Source organism: Streptomyces sp. NPDC004609 (assembly GCF_042873655.1).
In the GTDB taxonomy this organism is placed as follows: domain Bacteria; phylum Actinomycetota; class Actinomycetes; order Streptomycetales; family Streptomycetaceae; genus Streptomyces.
On sequence record NZ_JBIALS010000032.1, the window covers coordinates 1 to 16,910 of the forward strand.

General features: G+C 71.6%; 13 protein-coding genes and 4 tRNA genes. 7 read left to right on the forward strand and 10 right to left on the reverse strand.

All coding sequences use genetic code 11. The annotated features are described in order from the left end of the window. Positions 1 to 81 precede the first annotated feature (81 nt). From ACFYT4_RS27115 to ACFYT4_RS27140, 6 genes are all read right to left on the reverse strand, one after another. Positions 82 to 1,032 carry a hypothetical protein gene (locus tag ACFYT4_RS27115; protein ID WP_389274283.1) on the reverse strand — a complete coding sequence of 317 codons (951 nt, stop codon included), beginning with the start codon at positions 1,030 to 1,032 and terminating at the stop codon, positions 82 to 84. Positions 1,033 to 1,460: 428 nt separating this feature from the next. Beyond that, entirely contained in the window at positions 1,461 to 3,878 is a 2,418-nt protein-coding gene (locus ACFYT4_RS27120) for a DEAD/DEAH box helicase (protein WP_389274286.1), read from the reverse strand. Between the two features lie 206 nt (positions 3,879 to 4,084). Beyond that, positions 4,085 to 4,660: a hypothetical protein gene (locus ACFYT4_RS27125; protein ID WP_389274289.1), complete on the reverse strand. Its 576-nt coding sequence runs from the start codon at positions 4,658 to 4,660 to the stop codon at positions 4,085 to 4,087. A gap of 389 nt (positions 4,661 to 5,049) precedes the next feature. Next, positions 5,050 to 5,412 (reverse strand): fluoride efflux transporter CrcB, encoded by a 363-nt coding sequence (crcB, locus tag ACFYT4_RS27130; RefSeq protein ID WP_389274292.1) that lies wholly within the window; start codon positions 5,410 to 5,412, stop codon positions 5,050 to 5,052. Further along, positions 5,409 to 5,879: a fluoride efflux transporter FluC gene (locus tag ACFYT4_RS27135; protein WP_389274295.1), complete on the reverse strand. Its 471-nt coding sequence runs from the start codon at positions 5,877 to 5,879 to the stop codon at positions 5,409 to 5,411. The genes crcB and ACFYT4_RS27135 overlap by 4 nt, the downstream gene beginning before the upstream one ends. After that, positions 5,876 to 6,226 (reverse strand): metallopeptidase family protein, encoded by a 351-nt coding sequence (locus tag ACFYT4_RS27140; protein WP_389274298.1) that lies wholly within the window; start codon positions 6,224 to 6,226, stop codon positions 5,876 to 5,878. The genes ACFYT4_RS27135 and ACFYT4_RS27140 overlap by 4 nt, the downstream gene beginning before the upstream one ends. 124 nt (positions 6,227 to 6,350) lie before the next feature. Between ACFYT4_RS27140 and ACFYT4_RS27145 the strand changes: the two genes are divergently transcribed. The 4 genes from ACFYT4_RS27145 (at position 6,351) to ACFYT4_RS27160 (ending at position 8,527) form a co-directional block, all read left to right on the forward strand. Next, positions 6,351 to 8,141: a metallophosphoesterase gene (locus ACFYT4_RS27145; RefSeq protein ID WP_389274301.1), complete on the forward strand. Its 1,791-nt coding sequence runs from the start codon at positions 6,351 to 6,353 to the stop codon at positions 8,139 to 8,141. A 103-nt stretch (positions 8,142 to 8,244) separates the two neighbouring features. Further along, positions 8,245 to 8,317: transfer RNA gene (locus ACFYT4_RS27150), tRNA-Glu, on the forward strand. A 38-nt stretch (positions 8,318 to 8,355) separates the two neighbouring features. Continuing rightward, a tRNA-Asp gene (locus ACFYT4_RS27155) sits at positions 8,356 to 8,430 on the forward strand. Between the two features lie 20 nt (positions 8,431 to 8,450). Continuing rightward, positions 8,451 to 8,527: transfer RNA gene (locus ACFYT4_RS27160), tRNA-Phe, on the forward strand. A gap of 43 nt (positions 8,528 to 8,570) precedes the next feature. Here ACFYT4_RS27160 and ACFYT4_RS27165 read toward each other — a convergent pair. From ACFYT4_RS27165 to ACFYT4_RS27175, 3 genes are all read right to left on the reverse strand, one after another. Beyond that, the gene (locus ACFYT4_RS27165) at positions 8,571 to 9,491 is read right to left on the reverse strand and encodes a cytochrome c biogenesis CcdA family protein (RefSeq protein ID WP_389274304.1); all 921 of its coding nucleotides are present in this window, start codon (positions 9,489 to 9,491) and stop codon (positions 8,571 to 8,573) included. Further along, positions 9,488 to 10,210: a DsbA family protein gene (locus ACFYT4_RS27170; RefSeq protein ID WP_389274307.1), complete on the reverse strand. Its 723-nt coding sequence runs from the start codon at positions 10,208 to 10,210 to the stop codon at positions 9,488 to 9,490. Before ACFYT4_RS27170 ends, ACFYT4_RS27165 begins: the two co-directional genes overlap by 4 nt. Positions 10,211 to 10,274: 64 nt before the next feature. Continuing rightward, the gene (locus tag ACFYT4_RS27175) at positions 10,275 to 10,817 is read right to left on the reverse strand and encodes a hypothetical protein (protein ID WP_389274310.1); all 543 of its coding nucleotides are present in this window, start codon (positions 10,815 to 10,817) and stop codon (positions 10,275 to 10,277) included. A 125-nt stretch (positions 10,818 to 10,942) separates the two neighbouring features. Here ACFYT4_RS27175 and hrpA point away from each other — a divergent pair, with 125 nt between their 5' ends. The 3 genes from hrpA to ACFYT4_RS27190 all read left to right on the forward strand — a co-directional run bounded on the left by hrpA (position 10,943) and on the right by ACFYT4_RS27190 (position 15,992). Beyond that, the gene (hrpA, locus tag ACFYT4_RS27180) at positions 10,943 to 14,893 is read left to right on the forward strand and encodes an ATP-dependent RNA helicase HrpA (RefSeq protein ID WP_389274313.1); all 3,951 of its coding nucleotides are present in this window, start codon (positions 10,943 to 10,945) and stop codon (positions 14,891 to 14,893) included. A 118-nt stretch (positions 14,894 to 15,011) separates the two neighbouring features. After that, a tRNA-Asp gene (locus ACFYT4_RS27185) sits at positions 15,012 to 15,089 on the forward strand. A gap of 675 nt (positions 15,090 to 15,764) precedes the next feature. Next, a complete protein-coding gene (locus ACFYT4_RS27190) occupies positions 15,765 to 15,992 on the forward strand; it encodes a DUF6274 family protein (RefSeq protein WP_389274317.1) in 228 nt (75 codons plus the stop codon). A 391-nt stretch (positions 15,993 to 16,383) separates the two neighbouring features. Here the strand turns inward: ACFYT4_RS27190 and bldC are convergent, their stop codons facing one another. Continuing rightward, complete coding sequence (gene bldC / locus ACFYT4_RS27195; RefSeq protein ID WP_003949541.1) at positions 16,384 to 16,590, reverse strand: developmental transcriptional regulator BldC; 207 nt, start codon at positions 16,588 to 16,590, stop codon at positions 16,384 to 16,386. Positions 16,591 to 16,910 lie beyond the last annotated feature (320 nt).

Here is a 16,910-nt window from a genome sequence, read left to right on the forward strand (position 1 = left end):
GTGCGGACCCGTGCGCACAGCGCGAGTCAGAGCACTTCTCAGAATCGCTCCACCACCGGGCCAAAGCCCGGTGCACTGCGATTAGACCCGGTAGCCGTCCGGCACAGTTGTGGTGATCGGTGCCGCCTCGGGGTTGCGCCGGTCCCATGTGATGGCGTTGCTCCCACGAAGCATGAGCATATGGCGTTCGCCGAGTACGACGCTGTCCATCTCAAGCGGCTCCGGAAGCCGGGTCAGGTGCCCGGTCCCATAATCGAGCGCATAATCGAGCCAACCGTCCTTGCCCGGTTCCTGGAAGGCCAGGAGAACACCCTTCGCGTCCCTGCCCGTCCCATACCTGATACCCAGCAGTGTCACCGACGCCGGGATGCCCGTGACCGCTCGTTCCTCGACCGTGCCGTCCGCCGCGCGCCTCAGGATGCTCATCGCGCCGACCGTGCCGTCCGCCGCCTCCCGGACCGTGACGATCGAGTCGGCGGTGTAACCCTCGGCCCAGTAGTGGCCCTGGGGCACCTCCAGCGTGGTGACCGAACCGGTGGCCAGATCGGTGATCGCGACGCTCGTGGTTCCGTCGGGCCCCCTCACCACCTTGGCCCGCAGACCGGAGTGCCCGTCCTCCTCGGCGGCGGCGGGCGCGGGCTTCGTCTCGCCCGTCGCGTAGTCCGTCCACTGCTTACCGGTGAGACCTTCCCTCGTGTGCAGATAGCCGGTGGCCCCAGCCTCCAGGAGGGCTTCCTCTCTCGGCATGAACCGGGCGGGAGGCGGCAGCACCACGTCCTGCGCCGCGGGCTGGGCGGGCGCGGTGGTGTCCGCGGCCGTCGCCGCCGGGGCGGTCGCCGTGCACAGACTGGCGGCGAGGGCGATCGCGATCAGCGTCGCGGCCGTCCGGCCGGGGCCGGTCTGTCCCGTACCGGCCCGTCCGGTACCAGCCTGTCCCGGGTCCGAAGTCCTCCGGCCCGAAAGCCCTCGGCCCGTACGTCTCGGACCCGTGCGGCCGGCATCCGTCCGGCCGCGGTTGGAGCGATGGTGCACTGAAGATCCTCCCCTGCGCCCGGGCGGCGCCGATGCGTCCCGCCGGGCACGGATGCGCTGTCTGTCACCGGGGGTTGCCGGGCGGTGGGTCCCGGGGGCGTCACGGGCCCTGAGTCATGTGGTGACGGGGCGGTCCCCTGGGGCCGGAGGACATGTCATCGGCCCCGGGGCCATCGCACGTCGGCGCGCGCGTGTGTGCGTCGACGCGGCGGCCGGCCACGGTGGTACGGAGAACACACCCCGTATCCCCACCCCGAGCAGCCGGATCGTAACAGCGGCCTCACAGGCGGTGGAAGTACTTGGGCAGACCATGTTCCACGCAAAGGGCCCGCACCTCACGAGGAGGTACGGGCCCTGTCGAGCGATCGGTGACCGTGCGTCAGGCGTTGGCCGGCCGCGGACGGCCGGTGTTGCCCGGCGGCGGTACGTCAGCCGTTGCGCTTCCAGCGCGGCTTGTCGTCACGGCGACCGAAGGAGCCGGTGTTGGTGCCGGTGCCGGTGCTGCGGTGGTCACCGCGGTGGTCGTCGCGGCGGGCGTACGGGCGGTCCGAGGAGCCCGGGCGGAAGCCGCCCGAGGGACGGTCGTCACGCCGGTCGCGATTGAACGGACGGTCGCTGCCACGGTGGCCGCTGGGGCGGTCGTCACGGCGGAAGCCGCCCGAGGGGCGGTCGTCACGACGGTCGAAGGAACGCCCACCACGGTCATCACGGCGGTCACGGTTGAACGGACGGTCGTCACGGCGGTCACGGTCGAAGGAACGCCCACCGCGGTCGCCGCCACGGTCGCCACCGCGGTCGTCACGCCGGTCGTCACGGCGGAAGCCGCCCGAGGGACGGTCGTCACGACGGTCGAAGGAACGCCCACCACGGTCATCACGGCGATCGCGGTTGAACGGACGGTCGTCACGGCGGTCACGGTCGAAGGAACGCCCACCGCGGTCGCCACCACGGTCACCGCCACGGTCGTCACGGTCGTCGCGGCGGTTGTCGTGCGAACGGCCCCGGCGCTCGAAGTTGCCCCGGTCGTCACGACGGTCGTCACGGCGGTCCGCCTGCGGCTGCGGGGCCGCGGCTACGGCCGCCTCCAGCTCCGCCTCGGCGGCCTCGGTCACCTCGGCGATCGCGGCCTCGGGGTCGTCGCCCCGCTCACGCGCGGCGCGGGCCACCAGACGGTCGGCCTCCTCGCGGAGTTCGGCGGCGCGGCGCTGGACGCGCTCCAGCTGCCGGGCGAGGTCGGCGGCCTCCCGCTCGGCCTGCTTGGCGGCGTTGTTCGCGGAGTCGGCCTGGACCTCGGTCAGGGAACGAGCGCCGGTGATCTCGGCGACCTCCGGGTCGAACGCGCCCGCCCCGCCCACGATGTGACGCGAGGCGTCGACGCCCGCGTCCTCCATCAGCCGGAAGATCTGGCGGCGCTGGTGCGGCAGCGACAGGGAGACGACGACGCCGGACCGTCCTGCGCGGGCGGTACGGCCCGAGCGGTGCAGATAGTCCTTGTGGTCACCGGCCGGGTCCACGTTCAGAACCAGGTCGATGCCGTCGACGTGGATACCGCGCGCGGCGACATCCGTGGCGACGAGCGCGTTGACGTAGCCGTCCTTGAAGTCGGCGAGCGTCCGGGTGCGCGCGCCCTGGGTCATACCGCCGTGCAGCGCGTCCGCCTTGACGCCCGACTCGCGCAGCTGCTCGGCGATGCGGTCCGCGCCCAGCTGGGTGCGGACGAAGATGATGGTGCGGCCCTTGCGGGCGGCGATCGCGGCCGTGACCGGGGCCTTGTCCTTCGGCTTCACGACGAGGACGTGGTGGGTCATGGTGGTGACGTTGCCCTGGGCGCTGTCGACCTCGTGGCTGACCGGGTCGGTCAGATAGCGCCTGACCAGTGTGCTGATCTCGTTCTCCATCGTCGCGGAGAAGAGCATGCGCTGACCGCCGGTCGGCACCTGGTCGAGCAGTTCGGTGACCTCGGGCAGGAAGCCCAGGTCGGACATCTGGTCCGCCTCGTCGAGGATCGCGACCTGGACCTGGTCGAGGGAGCAGGCACCACGGTTGATGACGTCCCGCAGCCGGCCCGGGGTGGCGACGAGGATGTCGACGCCGCGCTCCAGGGCGTAGATCTGGTTGCCCATCGACGTACCGCCGCAGACGACCTTCATCTTCAGGCCGAGGACGTCGCCGTACGGCTGGAGCGCGTCCGCGACCTGCATCGCCAGCTCACGGGTGGGGGTGAGGATGACACCGCGCGGCTTCTTCTTCTCGGTGAATCCGCCGGAGAGGGTGGCCAGCAGCGGGAGACCGAAGGAGAGCGTCTTACCGGAGCCGGTACGGCCGCGGCCGAGGATGTCCTTTCCGGCCAGGGCGTCCGGAATGGTCGCGGCCTGGATCGGGAAGGGGACCGTCACGCCGTTCTGCGCGAGCTTGCGGACGACGCTCTCGGGGAGGCCGAGGTCCGCGAAGGTGGCCTCGGGGGCCGCGGACGGGTCGTCGGACGGGCCGTCCGACCCGGACGGCACGGAGGACTCGGCGGTCTCCACGGTCTCGGAGGCCTCGATGGTCTCCGGGGTCTCCGGGGTCTCCGCAGTGTCAGCGGCCTCGGACGTCTCGGTGGCCACGGTGACGGTCTCCGCCGCCGAGGCCGTCGTGACGGCGGCCTCGGCCGAGTCCGCGGACTCGGGAAGCTCGCTCCCGGGAGCCGCGGTCTCGACGTCAGGGGTCTCGACGCCGAGGGTTTCGAGGGTCACGGTTCCGGTGGCCGCGGCGGTCTCCGTGGCCGTGCCCGCGGTCTCGGTCAGGGCCTCGGCCGCCGACTCGTTCTCGGGCATGACGGGGTGCTCAGTACTGAAAGTGGACATGCGAAATGCGAAACCTTCCGGAGTCTCGGCACGCGCCCAAACTCCGTGATTTCGCAATTCGACCGCCTCTATGCGGTCAGCCACGGCTAGGGAGAGTACGCGCCACGCGGCGCTCTTCTGTTTCGGCGCCGGGCAATGGGATCAAACGATCTACCACCATACGCACCCTCCCCCACCCTAGGCAAACCACGCCGGAGTGACCCCCGTTACACCGCTCCCCTCCGCACCGGCCCCGGCTGCGGTGACGCCACCGGCTCCCAGGCCACCCCGGGGCCGTCGGTGTACGCCAGCCGCATCGCGCCCGCGTGCACCTCGGGCGCGGAGGAGGCCGACGGCGGATCGGTCGGTTCGACGGGCGGCTGTGTGGTGGGTTCCACAGGCGGCTCGGTGTGCGGCTCCTCCGGCGGCTGGGTCGGCTGTACGGACGGGGTGGGCCCGTCTCCGGTCGGCAGGGGCGCACCGGGCGGGTGCGGCCGGTCCCCGCCCCCGGGCGGCCGGGCGGCGGGACCCGCCGTACCGCTCGGGCTCGGTGTCGCGTCCGGCGCGTCGCCCTTGTCCCCGGATGCACCGGAGTCTCCCCGTCCGCCGCGGACGTGACGGCCGCCCGACCCCCCGTGGGCGCTCTCGTGCTCGGCCACGGCGCCACGCCGGTCCGAGGACTTGCCGGGCGCCGGCTCGGCGCTCTTGTCGTCGCTCACGCTCATACAGCCCGCCGTGGCTGCGAGCGCCAGCGAGGCGGCGAGCGCGACGGCCAAACGGCCGGGTGCGGACAACTGGCGCACGGGGGCACCTCCGGGGACGGTACGGGGACAGGGGCGCGGGATCCGCCACCGCGCGCGGGATGCGCACCCGGGCGCGGGGGTGCCCTGTCCAACTCCCCGTGCCCCGCAAGGGACACGCCCCAGAGCCTGACAAGTACACGACGGCACCGGGGCCCGCGCCACCACGGCCGCCGGGCCCGTACGGGCGACCCCGTACACCGGCCCGTACCACCGGACCCGTACACCGGCCCCTGCCGGCGGACCGGGCCGCCCCGCCGAAACCGCGCCCCGACGTGCCCGGGAGGCAGGCCGGGCACCCCGCCGCACCCGGCCGGTGGCAGGCAGCCCGGCCCACGCCGACCGCCCCGGGCCCCGGTCCGCCGCGCCGCCGGCCCCGGGAGCCCGCCGCACTACCCCAGCAGCGCCCGGGCCGACTCCGCCCCCAGCACCACCGCCGCGAGCCCCACCACCACCGACCCCACCGCGTTCGCCGCCGCGAGAAGGCCCCACCCGCGCTCGGCCAGCCGGAGCGTCTCGTAGGAGAAGGTCGAGTACGTGGTGAGCGCACCGCACAGCCCCGTGCCCAGCAGCGCGTACGTCTGCGAGGACACCGACGCCCCCGCCACCGCGCCGAGCACCAGACACCCCGCCGCGTTGACCGCGAAGGTGCCCCAGGGGAACACCGAGTCGTGGCGCGCCTGCACCGCACGGTCGGTCAGATACCGCAGGGGCGCCCCGACGGCCGCGCCCAACGCCACCAGCAACCACGTCATCTGACGGCCCGCCGGGTCAGCGCCGCGGCCAGCCACACCGCCCCGACGCAGCAGACGACGGTGCCCACCGCGTAGCCCAGGGCCGCCCCGGGCCGGCCGCTCTCCAGCAGCTCGCGGAAGTCCAGCGCGTACGCCGAGAACGTGGTGAATCCGCCGAGCACCCCGACCCCGGCGAACGGCCGCACCAGCGGATGCGCGCTCCGGCCGCCCTCGCCGATGAGGACCATGAGCACACCGATGAGGGCCGAGCCGACACCGTTGATCACCAGGGTCACCCAGGGGAAGTCCTGCGCCGGCCACGCCCGGGAGAGGGCGTAGCGCGCGAGGGCGCCGACGACCCCGCCCGCCGAGATCGCCGCGAGGACGGCCCACCGCCGCGCCCCGGACACCTCTGCCCGCTGGGCCGGCACATGAAGATCGACGTCCGGGTCGATGGCCTCCCCGGATCCCGGGGAGCCGGGGCTCACCCGTACCCCAGCGCGTGCAGCCGATCGTCGTCGATACCGAAATGGTGGGCAATTTCATGGACTACGGTGATTTCCGTCTCCTCCACCACCTCCTCGCGGCTCTGGCACATCCGCAGGGTCGGCCCCCGGTAGATCGTGATCCGGTCCGGCAGCACCCCGGCGTACCACTCGCCGCGATCGGTGAGCGGGGTCCCCTCGTAGAGCCCGAGCAGCTCGGGATCGTCGGCGGCCGGTTCGTCCTCGACGAACACGGCGACGTTGTCCATCAGCCGCGTCAGCTCGGGCGGGATCCGATCCAGCGCCTCGGCGACCAGTTCCTCGAACTCCTCGCGCGTCATCTCCAGCACGTGGCCATTGTCACGTACATCATGACGGCGGTCTCCCCGAGTCCTCCGCCGCCCGTGCGCGGTCCGTGCGCGGATCCGAGCCGGTGTTCGCATGGCGGCCGGTCCCGCTGGGCATACGCGCCCAATGGCACGCTCAGTCCGCGAAGTCCGGGAACGGGTCCGAGAACCGGTCCGAGCTGCCCTGCTCCGGCTCAGGAACCGGCGCCGGAGCCGTAACCGGAACGGGAACCCGAGCAGGACCGGGACCCGGCTCCGGCACGGGATCGGGACCGGGCTCCGGCACGGGTACGGCCGCCTCCGGGGGGTCCGGATCCCGCTCCCGTACGGACCGCTCCGGCGCGTACGCGGCCCGCTCGGGCGCGGATTCGGCCGGCTCCGGCAGCCGTACGACCGGATCCGGCGGCACTACCGCTCCCGGCACACCGAGCAGCCCACCAGCACACTCGTCCACACCCCGCACCCCTGGGCCCGCGCGCTCGGTCTCACCGTCGTCGTGGTCGCCGGCGCCTGGCTCGGGCTGCTGATCGTGGGCAGCGTCCACACCCCCGTCGGACCGATGAACACCAGCATGACGCTGCGGCCGGATCTCAGCGGCGGCACCAAGATCAACGTCTCGCCGCTGGGCGCGCTGGAGCTGGACTCCCACACGGCGCCCCTCCGGCTCGACGTGGACGTCGACCAGCTCGACCCCGCCCGCTCCACGGCGCTGGTGGAGCACCCCGAACGGCTGTCCGGCCTCCAGGACGAGGTCGCCCAGGACGTCGTCAGCGGCACCACCGAACTCGCCGTGCGCTCCTGTGCCGCCGTCGTCGGCGGAGCGACCGCCCTCGGGCTCGCCGTCTACCGCCGCCCCCGCAGGGCGCTGGCCGCCGGCGGGCTGGCGCTGGCGCTGCTCGCCGCGTCCGGGGTCACCGCGTTCGCGACCTGGAACCCGAAGTCGGTCCTGGAGCCCAGGTTCTCCGGTCTGCTCTCCAGCGCGCCCTCGCTCGTCGGCGACGCCCGCTCGATCGTCACCGAATTCGACGTCTACCAGAAGGAGTTGGCGCGTCTGGTCACCAATGTCACCAAGCTGTACGACGCGACCTCCACCCTGCCGGCGTATCAGCCGGACCCCGGCACCATGCGGGTCCTGCATGTCTCCGACATCCATCTCAACCCCGCCGCCTGGCACATCATCGCCACACTCGTGGAGCAGTACGGGATCGACGTGATCATCGACTCCGGCGACACCATGGACCACGGAACCGCCGCCGAGAACACCTTCCTCGACCCCATCCCCGACCTCGGCGCCCCTTATGTCTGGGTGCGCGGCAACCACGACTCCCGTATCACCCAGGCGTACCTCTCCCGGCTCAAGAACGTGCACGTGCTGGACGAGGGACGGGCCGTCAGCGTCGCCGGGCTGCGCATCGCGGGCAGCGGCGACCCCCAGTTCACCCCCGACCGCTCGGTGGTCGCCCAGGGAGATCCCGCTGAGCGGCTCATGGGCATCCGCCTCGCCTCCGCCCTGCGCGACCAGACCCGGGCCGGCACGCCCGTCGACATCGCGGTCGCCCACAACCCGGTCGCCGCCCGCGAGACGGACGGCACGGTCCCGCTCGTCCTGGCCGGGCATGTGCACCGCCGGGTCGACGAGGTGATGGAGCACGGCACCCGGCTGAAGATCGAGGGCTCCACGGGCGGCGGCGGACTGCGCGCGGTGCAGAACGACAAACCGGAGAAGGTACGGGCGTCGGTGCTCTATCTCGACCGCGCGACCCGGCGGCTCCAGGCGTGGGACGAGATCACCCTCGGCGGACTCGGTCTGACGACGGCCGAGGTCAGCCGTCATCTCCCGGAGGAGAACCGGCCCGGTGCCACCCCTCCCCCGCCCTCGCCGGGCACCCCTTCGCCCTCCCGTTCACCGGTGCCGTGAGCCGTTTCCCCCGGGGCCCGAAAACGGTTTTGGCGATACCTCCCGCCATCCCATATGCTTCTCACGTCCCCGACGCGCTGCGAAGCGCCCAGGCGGGCCCTTAGCCCTCATCGTCTAGTGGCCCAGGACGCCGCCCTTTCAAGGCGGTAGCACGGGTTCGAATCCCGTTGGGGGCACGCAACACGTGTGCGAGACTGGTGCTCGCACATTGCTTGGTCCTGTGGAGCAGTTTGGAGTGCTCGCCACCCTGTCAAGGTGGAGGCCGCGGGTTCAAATCCCGTCAGGACCGCTGCGGTCATGTCACCGCGTGGCTGGGTAGCTCAGTTGGTACGAGCGATCGCCTGAAAAGCGATAGGTCGCCGGTTCGATCCCGGCCCCAGCCACCACCCGAAGGGCCCGTCCGCCGGACGGGCCCTTCGCCGTGTGCCGTCACGCCTCCTCGCGCGTGCCTCCGGCCTCGCACATGTCCCCGGCCTCTCGAACGTCCCCTGTCTCGCGCGGGTCTCCGGCCCCCTGGACCGGGCCGGCGGTCGTCTCCCGGCGCCGCCACGCCCGTACGGCCGGGACGGCCACGGCCGCCGCCGCCACCCCGGCCAGCAGCACCCAGTCCGGGACCGCCTCGCCCAGGTCACCCGCCCAGCGTTCGGCGGCGAAGGAGGCGTCGACCGAGAGCAGCCCCGGCAGGGCCGTCGCGCCGTCGAAGGCGAGGAACAGCGCCCCGAGGACGATGAAGAAGAGGCCCGACAGCAGCGAGGTGGTGTGCAGGCTCAGGCGGCCCGCCGAGATGGGGCGGCCGCGCAGCCACGCGCGCCGGCCGAGGTCGAACCGCTCCCACAGCAGCGCGAGCAGAAAGAGCGGGACCGCCATCCCGAGGGCGTAGACCGCGAGGAGCAGTCCGCCGTAGACCGGGCTGCCGCTGAGCGCCGAGACCGTGAGGACGCTGCCGAGGATCGGGCCCGCGCAGAACCCGGCGAGGCCGTAGACCAGGCCCAGTGCGAAGACCGGGGCCGCCGTCGTGGGCCGGATGCGGCCGGAGAGCCGCGCGAGCCGGCGGGAGGCGAAGCCGAGGCCCAGGATCTGGGCGACGCCGAGGGCGATGATCAGCCAGCCGCCGAGAAGGACGAGGAGATCGCGGTTGCCGTAGAAGAACCGGCTCGCGTACGAGCCCGCCACACCCAGCGGGACCAGGGTGGTGGCGAGCCCGGCGTAGAAGATCCCGGTACGCAGCAGGAGCCGGCCCGCCGAGTCGAGCGAGTACGCGAAGAACGCCGGGAGCAGCAGGGCGCTGCACGGGCTGATCAGGGCGAGCAGACCGCCGAGGAAGGCGGCCAGATAGCCGATCTCGGTCACTTGGCGGCCTTGTACGCGGCCTCGATCGCCTGGGTGAACTCCGCGAGCGGCTGGGCTCCCGCGAGCGGGCGGCCGTTGATCAGGAAGGAGGGGGTGGAGGCGGCGCCCAGTCCGTACGCCTCGGCCTGGTCCTTCGCGACCGACGCCTTCGCGGCCTCGCTGTCGAGGTCCCGGGCGAAACGGTCCAGGTCGGGGACGCCCGCCTGCCGGGCCAGGGTCTTCAGCCGGTCCCGGGAGAAGCCCTTCTCCTTGGCGCCCTCGGCGAAGGCGGCCTCGTGGAACTGCCAGAACCTGCCCTGCTGCCCGGCGGCCCAGGCGGCGCGCGCGGCGTTCTCGGACGGCTCCCCGAAGATCGGGAAGTTGCGCCACTCGATACGCAGGACGCCCTGGTCGACGTACTTCCTGATGAGGGCGGGCTCGGTGTCGCGGGCGAACTTTCCGCAGAAGCCGCACTGGAAGTCGGCGTACTCGATCATCACGACGGGTGCGTCGGCGCGGCCGACGGCGAGGGGGTCCTTGGCGTCCCGGCGGGCGTATTCCTCCAGGCCGGGGACGGTGTCGGCGCCCGGGGCGGCGCTGACGTCGGCGACCGGTCCCGAGGTGCCGGGCGCGGCGGGGTCGTCGGGGCGGGTGGCGGTGTAGGAGGCGAGGCCGAGCAGCAGGGCGGCGACGGCGACACCGGCGCCGATGATCACGGGCTTGCGGGAGGAGGACGGCATGACGGTGGTACTCCTGAGCGGCGGAATGGGCGGAAAGGGCGTCCGTGGGTGATGGATGCCCCTTCTAGACGCGCAGGATCGACAGTTCCTCCGGGGACGGCGGTACGAGTGGCGGAGGCCGTCCGTCCGGCGGAGTCCCGGTGCCCGTCGCCGTCCGGGACCGCGCGTCCGTGGCGCAGTGGGTGTCCCAGGGCACGGGCGGCGGCTCGTACGCGGCGGTGGCGCGCGGCGGGGCCGACGGCTGCGCACCCCGGTCGCCGCCCTGCCCGGCCTTGCCGCAGCCGGGTCCCTGGCCCTGGGCCGTCAGGACCGGCCGCTCATCCCCGTACGAGGCCCCGGACGAGCCTGTGGCGGAGTCCGAGACGACCGTGTCCGTGTCCGTGGCGGAGATGACCGAGTCCGTGACCGAGTCCGAGACCGTGGCGGAGTCCGTGGCCGAGGACGGCACGTGCGCGTTCCCGGACGAGCCCGCCCCGGATGGAGCCGCCGAGAGGGCCGGGGCCGAGGACGGCGGGCAGAGCGCGAGCAGCACCGCGAACACCATGCCCAGCAGCGCGATCGCGGCCACCGGCGCACGGGACCGGTGCCGGTCGCGGCTGGGCGGCATGGACGCGCGGTCCCTTCGTGCGGACTCAAATACATGGCAGGTGAATGATCTGATCCATACTGCACCAGTTCGTGGAAGAAATGCGTTCGCCCCCGGTTTCCCGGGGGTGCGATCCTGGGGTCCGTATGTCTACTTCCTTCGCCGACCTCCAGACGCTGCTGGCCGGGGTGTCCCTGCGGGACGCCCACCGGCTCGGCCGCCGTCTCGAAGGCGCCCGCCGCATCCGTAAGCCCGAAGCGCGGCAGGCCGTGCTGGACGAGATCGCCGCCGAGGCCGAGCGCGCGTCCGCCCGGACCGCCCGGCGGGCGGAGCGCGTGCCGGAGATCTCGTATCCCGAGCAGCTGCCGGTCAGCCAGAAGAAGGACGAGATCCTGGAGGCGATACGGGACCACCAGGTCGTGATCGTCGCCGGTGAGACGGGCTCCGGCAAGACGACGCAGATCCCCAAGATCTGTATGGAGCTGGGGCGCGGTGTGCGCGGCATGATCGGCCATACGCAGCCCCGGCGCATCGCGGCCCGTACCGTCGCCGAGCGGGTCGCCGAGGAGCTGCGGACACCGCTCGGCGAGGCGGTCGGCTGGAAGGTCCGCTTCACCGACCAGGTCGGCGGCGACACCTTCCTGAAGCTGATGACGGACGGCATCCTCCTCGCGGAGATCCAGACGGACCGCGAGCTGCGCGCGTACGACACGATCATCATCGACGAGGCCCACGAGCGGTCGCTGAACATCGACTTCCTGCTCGGCTATCTGGCGCAGCTGCTGCCGAAGCGGCCGGATCTGAAGGTCGTCATCACCTCGGCGACGATCGACCCGGAACGGTTCTCGCGCCACTTCGGCGACGCACCGATCGTCGAGGTCAGCGGGCGCACCTATCCGGTGGAGGTCCGCTACCGGCCGCTGCTGGAGGAGGACGCCGAAGACGGCGCGGACAGCGACCGCGACCAGATCACCGCGATCTGCGACGCGGTGGACGAGCTCCAGGGCGAGGGCAAGGGCGACATCCTCGTCTTCCTCTCCGGCGAGCGCGAGATCCGGGACACGGCGGACGCTCTCGTCAAGAAGCGGTACCGCTTCACGGAAGTCCTGCCGCTGTACGCACGGCTCTCGCACGCCGAGCAGCACCGGGTCTTCCAGCCGCACACCGGCCGCAGGATCGTTCTGGCGACCAATGTCGCCGAGACCTCGCTGACCGTGCCCGGCATCAAGTACGTGATCGACCCGGGCACCGCCCGTATCTCCCGCTACAGCCATCGCACCAAGGTCCAGCGGCTGCCGATCGAGGCCATCAGCCAGGCGAGCGCCAATCAGCGCAAGGGCCGCTGCGGCCGTACGTCGGACGGCATCTGCATCCGGCTGTACTCGCAGGACGACTTCGACGCCCGTCCCGAGTTCACGGACGCCGAGATCCTGCGGACGAATCTGGCGTCGGTCATCCTCCAGATGACGGCGGCCGGGCTCGGCGACATCGAGAAGTTCCCCTTCATCGATCCGCCGGACCACCGCAACATCCGCGACGGTGTGCAGCTGCTCCAGGAGCTGGGCGCCTTCGACGCCGCGCAGAAGGACCCGAAGAAGAAGCTGACCCCGCTCGGGCGGAAGCTGTCGCAGCTGCCGGTGGACCCGCGCCTCGCCCGGATGGTCATCGAGGCCGACAAGAACGGCTGTGTACGCGAGGTCATGGTCATCGCGGCCGCGCTCTCCATCCAGGACCCGCGCGAGCGACCCGCCGAGAAGCAGACCCAGGCCGACCAGCAGCACGCCCGCTTCAAGGACGAGACCTCTGATTTTCTGGCGTACCTCAATCTGTGGCGGTACGTCCGCGAGCAGCAGAAGGAGCGCGGCTCCTCCAGCTTCCGGCGGATGTGCAAGCAGGAGTACCTGAACTTCCTGCGCATCCGCGAATGGCAGGACATCTACGCGCAGCTGCGCCAGGTCGCCAAGAGCATGGGCATCCATGTGAACGAGGAGGACGGCCCGGAGGCGAGCGTCCACATCTCGCTGCTGTCGGGGCTGCTCTCCCACATCGGCCTGAAGGACACGACGGGGGACGGCGGGAAGCCGGGCGGCAAGAACGAGTACCTGGGCGCGCGGGGGGCGAAGTTCGCCGTCTTCCCCGGCTCGGCGCTGTTCAAGAAGCCGCCCCGGCTGGTGATGTCCGCCGAACTGGTGGAGACCTCCCGGCTGTGGGCCCGCGTCAACGCGAAGATCGAGCCCGAGTGGATCGAACCGCTCGCGCAGCATCTGCTGAAGCGCACCTACAGCGAGCCGCACTGGGAGAAGGACCAGGCGGCCGTGATGGCGTACGAGAAGGTCACGCTGTACGGGGTCCCGATCGTCGCCCAGCGCAAGGTGAACTACGGGCGCATCGACCCGGAGACCTCACGTGAGCTTTTCATCCGCAACGCCCTGGTCGAGGGCGACTGGCGTACCCACCACAAGTTCTTCGCCGACAACCGCAAGCTGCTGACCGAGGTCGAGGAGCTGGAGCACCGGGCCCGCCGCCGCGACATCCTGGTGGACGACGAGACCCTCTTCGACTTCTACGACCAGCGGGTGCCCGACCATGTCGTCTCGGGCGCGCACTTCGACTCCTGGTGGAAGAGCAAGCGCCGTGAGGAGCCCGACCTCCTCGACTTCGAGCGCGAGATGCTCATCAACGAGAAGGCGGGTGCCGTCACCAAGGACGACTATCCGGACTCCTGGCGCCAGGGGCGGCTCGCCTTCCGGGTGACCTATCAGTTCGAGCCGGGTGCGGACGCGGACGGCGTCACCGTGCATGTGCCGCTCCAAGTGCTGAACCAGGTCACGGACGAGGGCTTCGACTGGCAGATCCCGGGGCTGCGCGAGGAGGTCGTCGTCGAGCTGATCCGCTCCCTGCCGAAGCCGATCCGGCGGCACTACGTGCCGGCGCCGAACTACGCGAAGGCGTTCCTGGAGCGCGCGGTCCCCTTGCAGGAGCCGCTGCCGGTGACGCTGGCGCGCGAGCTCCAGGGCATGGTCGGAGTGCCGGTGCGCGCCGAGGACTTCGATCTGGCGAAGGTCCCCGACCATCTGAAGATCACTTTCCGTATCGTCGACGAGCGCCGGCGCAGGCTCGCCGAGGCCAGGGACCTGGAGGCGCTGCGGCTGGAGCTGCGTCCCAGGGCCCGGCAGGCCCTCTCCCGGGCCGCGGCGGCGACCGCGGGACCGTCGGGTGAGTCCATCGAGCGCACGGGACTGACGGACTGGACGATCGGCACGCTGGCGAAGGTCTTCGAGACCCGGCGGGCAGGGCAGCCGGTGAAGGCGTACCCCGCGCTCGTCGACACCGGTGACACCGTCTCCGTACGCCTCTTCGACACCGAGGCGGAGCAGCGGCAGGCGATGTGGCGGGGTACGCGGCGGCTGATCCTGCGCACCATCCCCGTGAACGCCGCGAAGTTCGCCTCCGACCGGCTCGGCAACCAGCAGAAGCTGGCCCTGTCCCGCAATCCGCACGGTTCGGTCCAGGCCCTTTTCGACGACTGCGCGACGGCCGCGGCGGACAAGCTGATCGCCGAGCACGGCGGGCCCGCCTGGGACGAGGAGTCCTACCGCAAGCTGTACGACTCCGTCCGCGCCGACCTCGTCGACACGACGGTACGGACGGTGGACCAGGTCCAGCAGATCCTGGCCGCCTGGCAGGCGTGCGAGCGCCGCCTCAAGGCCACGAACAGCCCCGCCCTGATGAGCAACGTCGTGGACGTACGCCAGCAGTTGGCGGCGCTGATGCCGGCCGGGTTCGTGACCTCGACCGGGCTGCGGCGGCTGCCCGACCTGATGCGCTATCTGGTCGCGGTGGACCGCAGACTCCAGCAGATGCCGTCGGCCGTACAGCGCGACACCACCCGCATGGAGAAGGTCCACGAGATGCAGGACGAGTACGCCTGGCTGCTGGAACAGCTGCCCCGGGGCCGGCCCGTCCCGCAGAGCGTGCTGGACATCCGCTGGATGATCGAGGAGCTGCGGGTGAGCTACTTCGCGCATGCGCTGGGCACGGCGTATCCCGTCTCCGACAAGCGCATCGTGAAGGCCATCGACGCGGCGGCTCCCTGACCGGCGGGCCCGTCCCGCTCGTGACGGGCCCGTCGCCCACCGTGAGTTCGACCCCCGGGCCGGGCTGCTGTAGAGTCTCTTCTCGCAGCCCAGCACGGTTTTCGGAGCTGCGACTTCTGGTCCTGTGGAGCAGTTTGGAGTGCTCGCCACCCTGTCAAGGTGGAGGCCGCGGGTTCAAATCCCGTCAGGACCGCCAGGTTTTTCACGACCCCGCAGCCTCGATGAGGCGCGGGGTCTTCTGCATGCCACGGCACCCGCGGGCGCGCCGCCTTGTGCCGCGGGGGCCCCGCGGCTCGGGCTCCGTCCTCAATCGCCGGACGGGCTCGGAGGTGCGCCCCGCCGGCGCCTGCGGGGATACGGCGCCTCCGTGGCCCCGGAAGGTACCAGTGGCCGGCACCGCGACCGCCCCTCACCACACCCTCCGTCCTCAATCGCCGGACGGGCTCCGGGGTCTCGGCGGCGGCACGGAGAGCAACCCAGCCCCGCCGACGCCTGAGGCGCAAGAACCCGCGCCAAGGGGAAAGAGGCCCAAAAACCGGCTGCGGCAGCGGGAACCACACGGACCCGCACCCCGGGAGGCAGGACGCCCAAAACACTCCCGCCGGCGATTGAGGCGCGGGGGTCCGGGGGCAGAGCCCCCGCCAGGCGGCCCGCACCGGCGGTGGGGCTCGCGCAGGGGCCAAGTGGCCCGGGGAGCCAAGAGGTTGGCCACGGGCGGCGAGAGACCGCCTCACGCGCCCCGGATGGCCCCAGGACACCCACTGCCGCCGCACCGCACCCCGCCGCCCCGGCAAGCCCCTTGACGGGGCCGGAGGCGCCGGGTACCCATCAAGGAGAGGGCGGCACACACCCACGGGCGGAGGTGACGTGCATGGCGGCGTCCACGACACGACGGCACGAAACCCGTGCCCTCCTGCGCGCCCACCTCGCCGCCGCCTCCGGCTACCGGCACCTCACCCGCCGGTGCCCCGTCTGCCGCCATCTCCAGCGCCTCGCGACGGAATCCGAACCCGGCACCGACACCGCCTGCGAGACCGACCCCGAACCCGCGCCCGGAGCCGTCCCCGGAGCCGGGGACGAAGGTCCCGGCACGGAGTGACTTCGGCCCGGTCCCCCGCCGCTCGCGAAGTGACACGCTCGATGTTGGCAAGAGTTGCACGGTGTGACGGGTGTCACCGTATAGGTTTTCAGAACCCGGGTTCTTAGGCCCTCCCTACAGGTGACAAATTTAGTATGTGCAATTGCACCTCCCGGCAGGCGCCGTCGCGTCCCCCCGCGAACCCTCCCCGAACCGCCCCGGCGCCCGCCTCCCCGGACCCCTCCGCGTCTACCGAGGAGTACACCGTTAGCGCATGAAAAATCGCGCTGGACCCGGCGGAGTCCAGCGCGATCAAATGACTGCGGGCCTGTTGGGGCAGACGCCCGTCATGTGGAGCTAGGGGTGGGCCTCACCAGGATGGGGGTCCCGGAACTGCCCGATCAGCAAGGCTTCACGCCTCGCTGCGCTGCTGCGGAATACCCGCCAGCAGTGCGCGTACCTCTGCCTCGCGGTACCGGCGATGCCCTCCGAGCGTGCGGATGGACGTGAGCTTGCCTGCCTTGGCCCAGCGGGTGACCGTCTTCGGATCCACGCGGAACATCGTGGCAACCTCAGCCGGGGTCAGCAGCGGCTCGGCATCAGGGGTGCGAGCTGTCATGAGCGGCCTCCTCGGGAGAACCGAACCTTCTCGGTTCTTTCCTCTAAATTCTGCACCTTGACCCGCGTTGCCCGAAATGGCGGACGCGGGCCGAGTCGGTTATAGGACGAACGGCTTGTCCTCGGCACTACAACTACACCATCTGTCCAGCCACGTCGGCCAAACCGACGGAATTGCCCTCCGAGGTGTCCAACAGCGGCGGAACGCCGATGGACCATGCCATAGCGGACAGTCACGTCACAGTGACGATCAGTCACAGAGCGATCAGGAGTCACCAGACCCCCCATAGAGCGCAATGCCGAGCAATCCGCCCGTACTTG

Bases quoted from the DNA above. Each gene is read 5' to 3' on its own strand.
- ACFYT4_RS27120 (WP_389274286.1), bottom strand. From the start codon at position 3,878: ATGTCCACTTTCAGTACTGAGCACCCCGTCATGCCCGAGAACGAGTCG.
- crcB (WP_389274292.1), bottom strand. From the start codon at position 5,412: ATGACGTGGTTGCTGGTGGCGTTGGGCGCGGCCGTCGGGGCGCCCCTG.
- ACFYT4_RS27145 (WP_389274301.1), top strand. From the start codon at position 6,351: ATGGCACGCTCAGTCCGCGAAGTCCGGGAACGGGTCCGAGAACCGGTC.
- ACFYT4_RS27170 (WP_389274307.1), bottom strand. From the start codon at position 10,210: ATGCCGTCCTCCTCCCGCAAGCCCGTGATCATCGGCGCCGGTGTCGCC.
- ACFYT4_RS27175 (WP_389274310.1), bottom strand. From the start codon at position 10,817: ATGCCGCCCAGCCGCGACCGGCACCGGTCCCGTGCGCCGGTGGCCGCG.
- hrpA (WP_389274313.1), top strand. From the start codon at position 10,943: ATGTCTACTTCCTTCGCCGACCTCCAGACGCTGCTGGCCGGGGTGTCC.
- ACFYT4_RS27190 (WP_389274317.1), top strand. From the start codon at position 15,765: ATGGCGGCGTCCACGACACGACGGCACGAAACCCGTGCCCTCCTGCGC.
- bldC (WP_003949541.1), bottom strand. From the start codon at position 16,590: ATGACAGCTCGCACCCCTGATGCCGAGCCGCTGCTGACCCCGGCTGAG.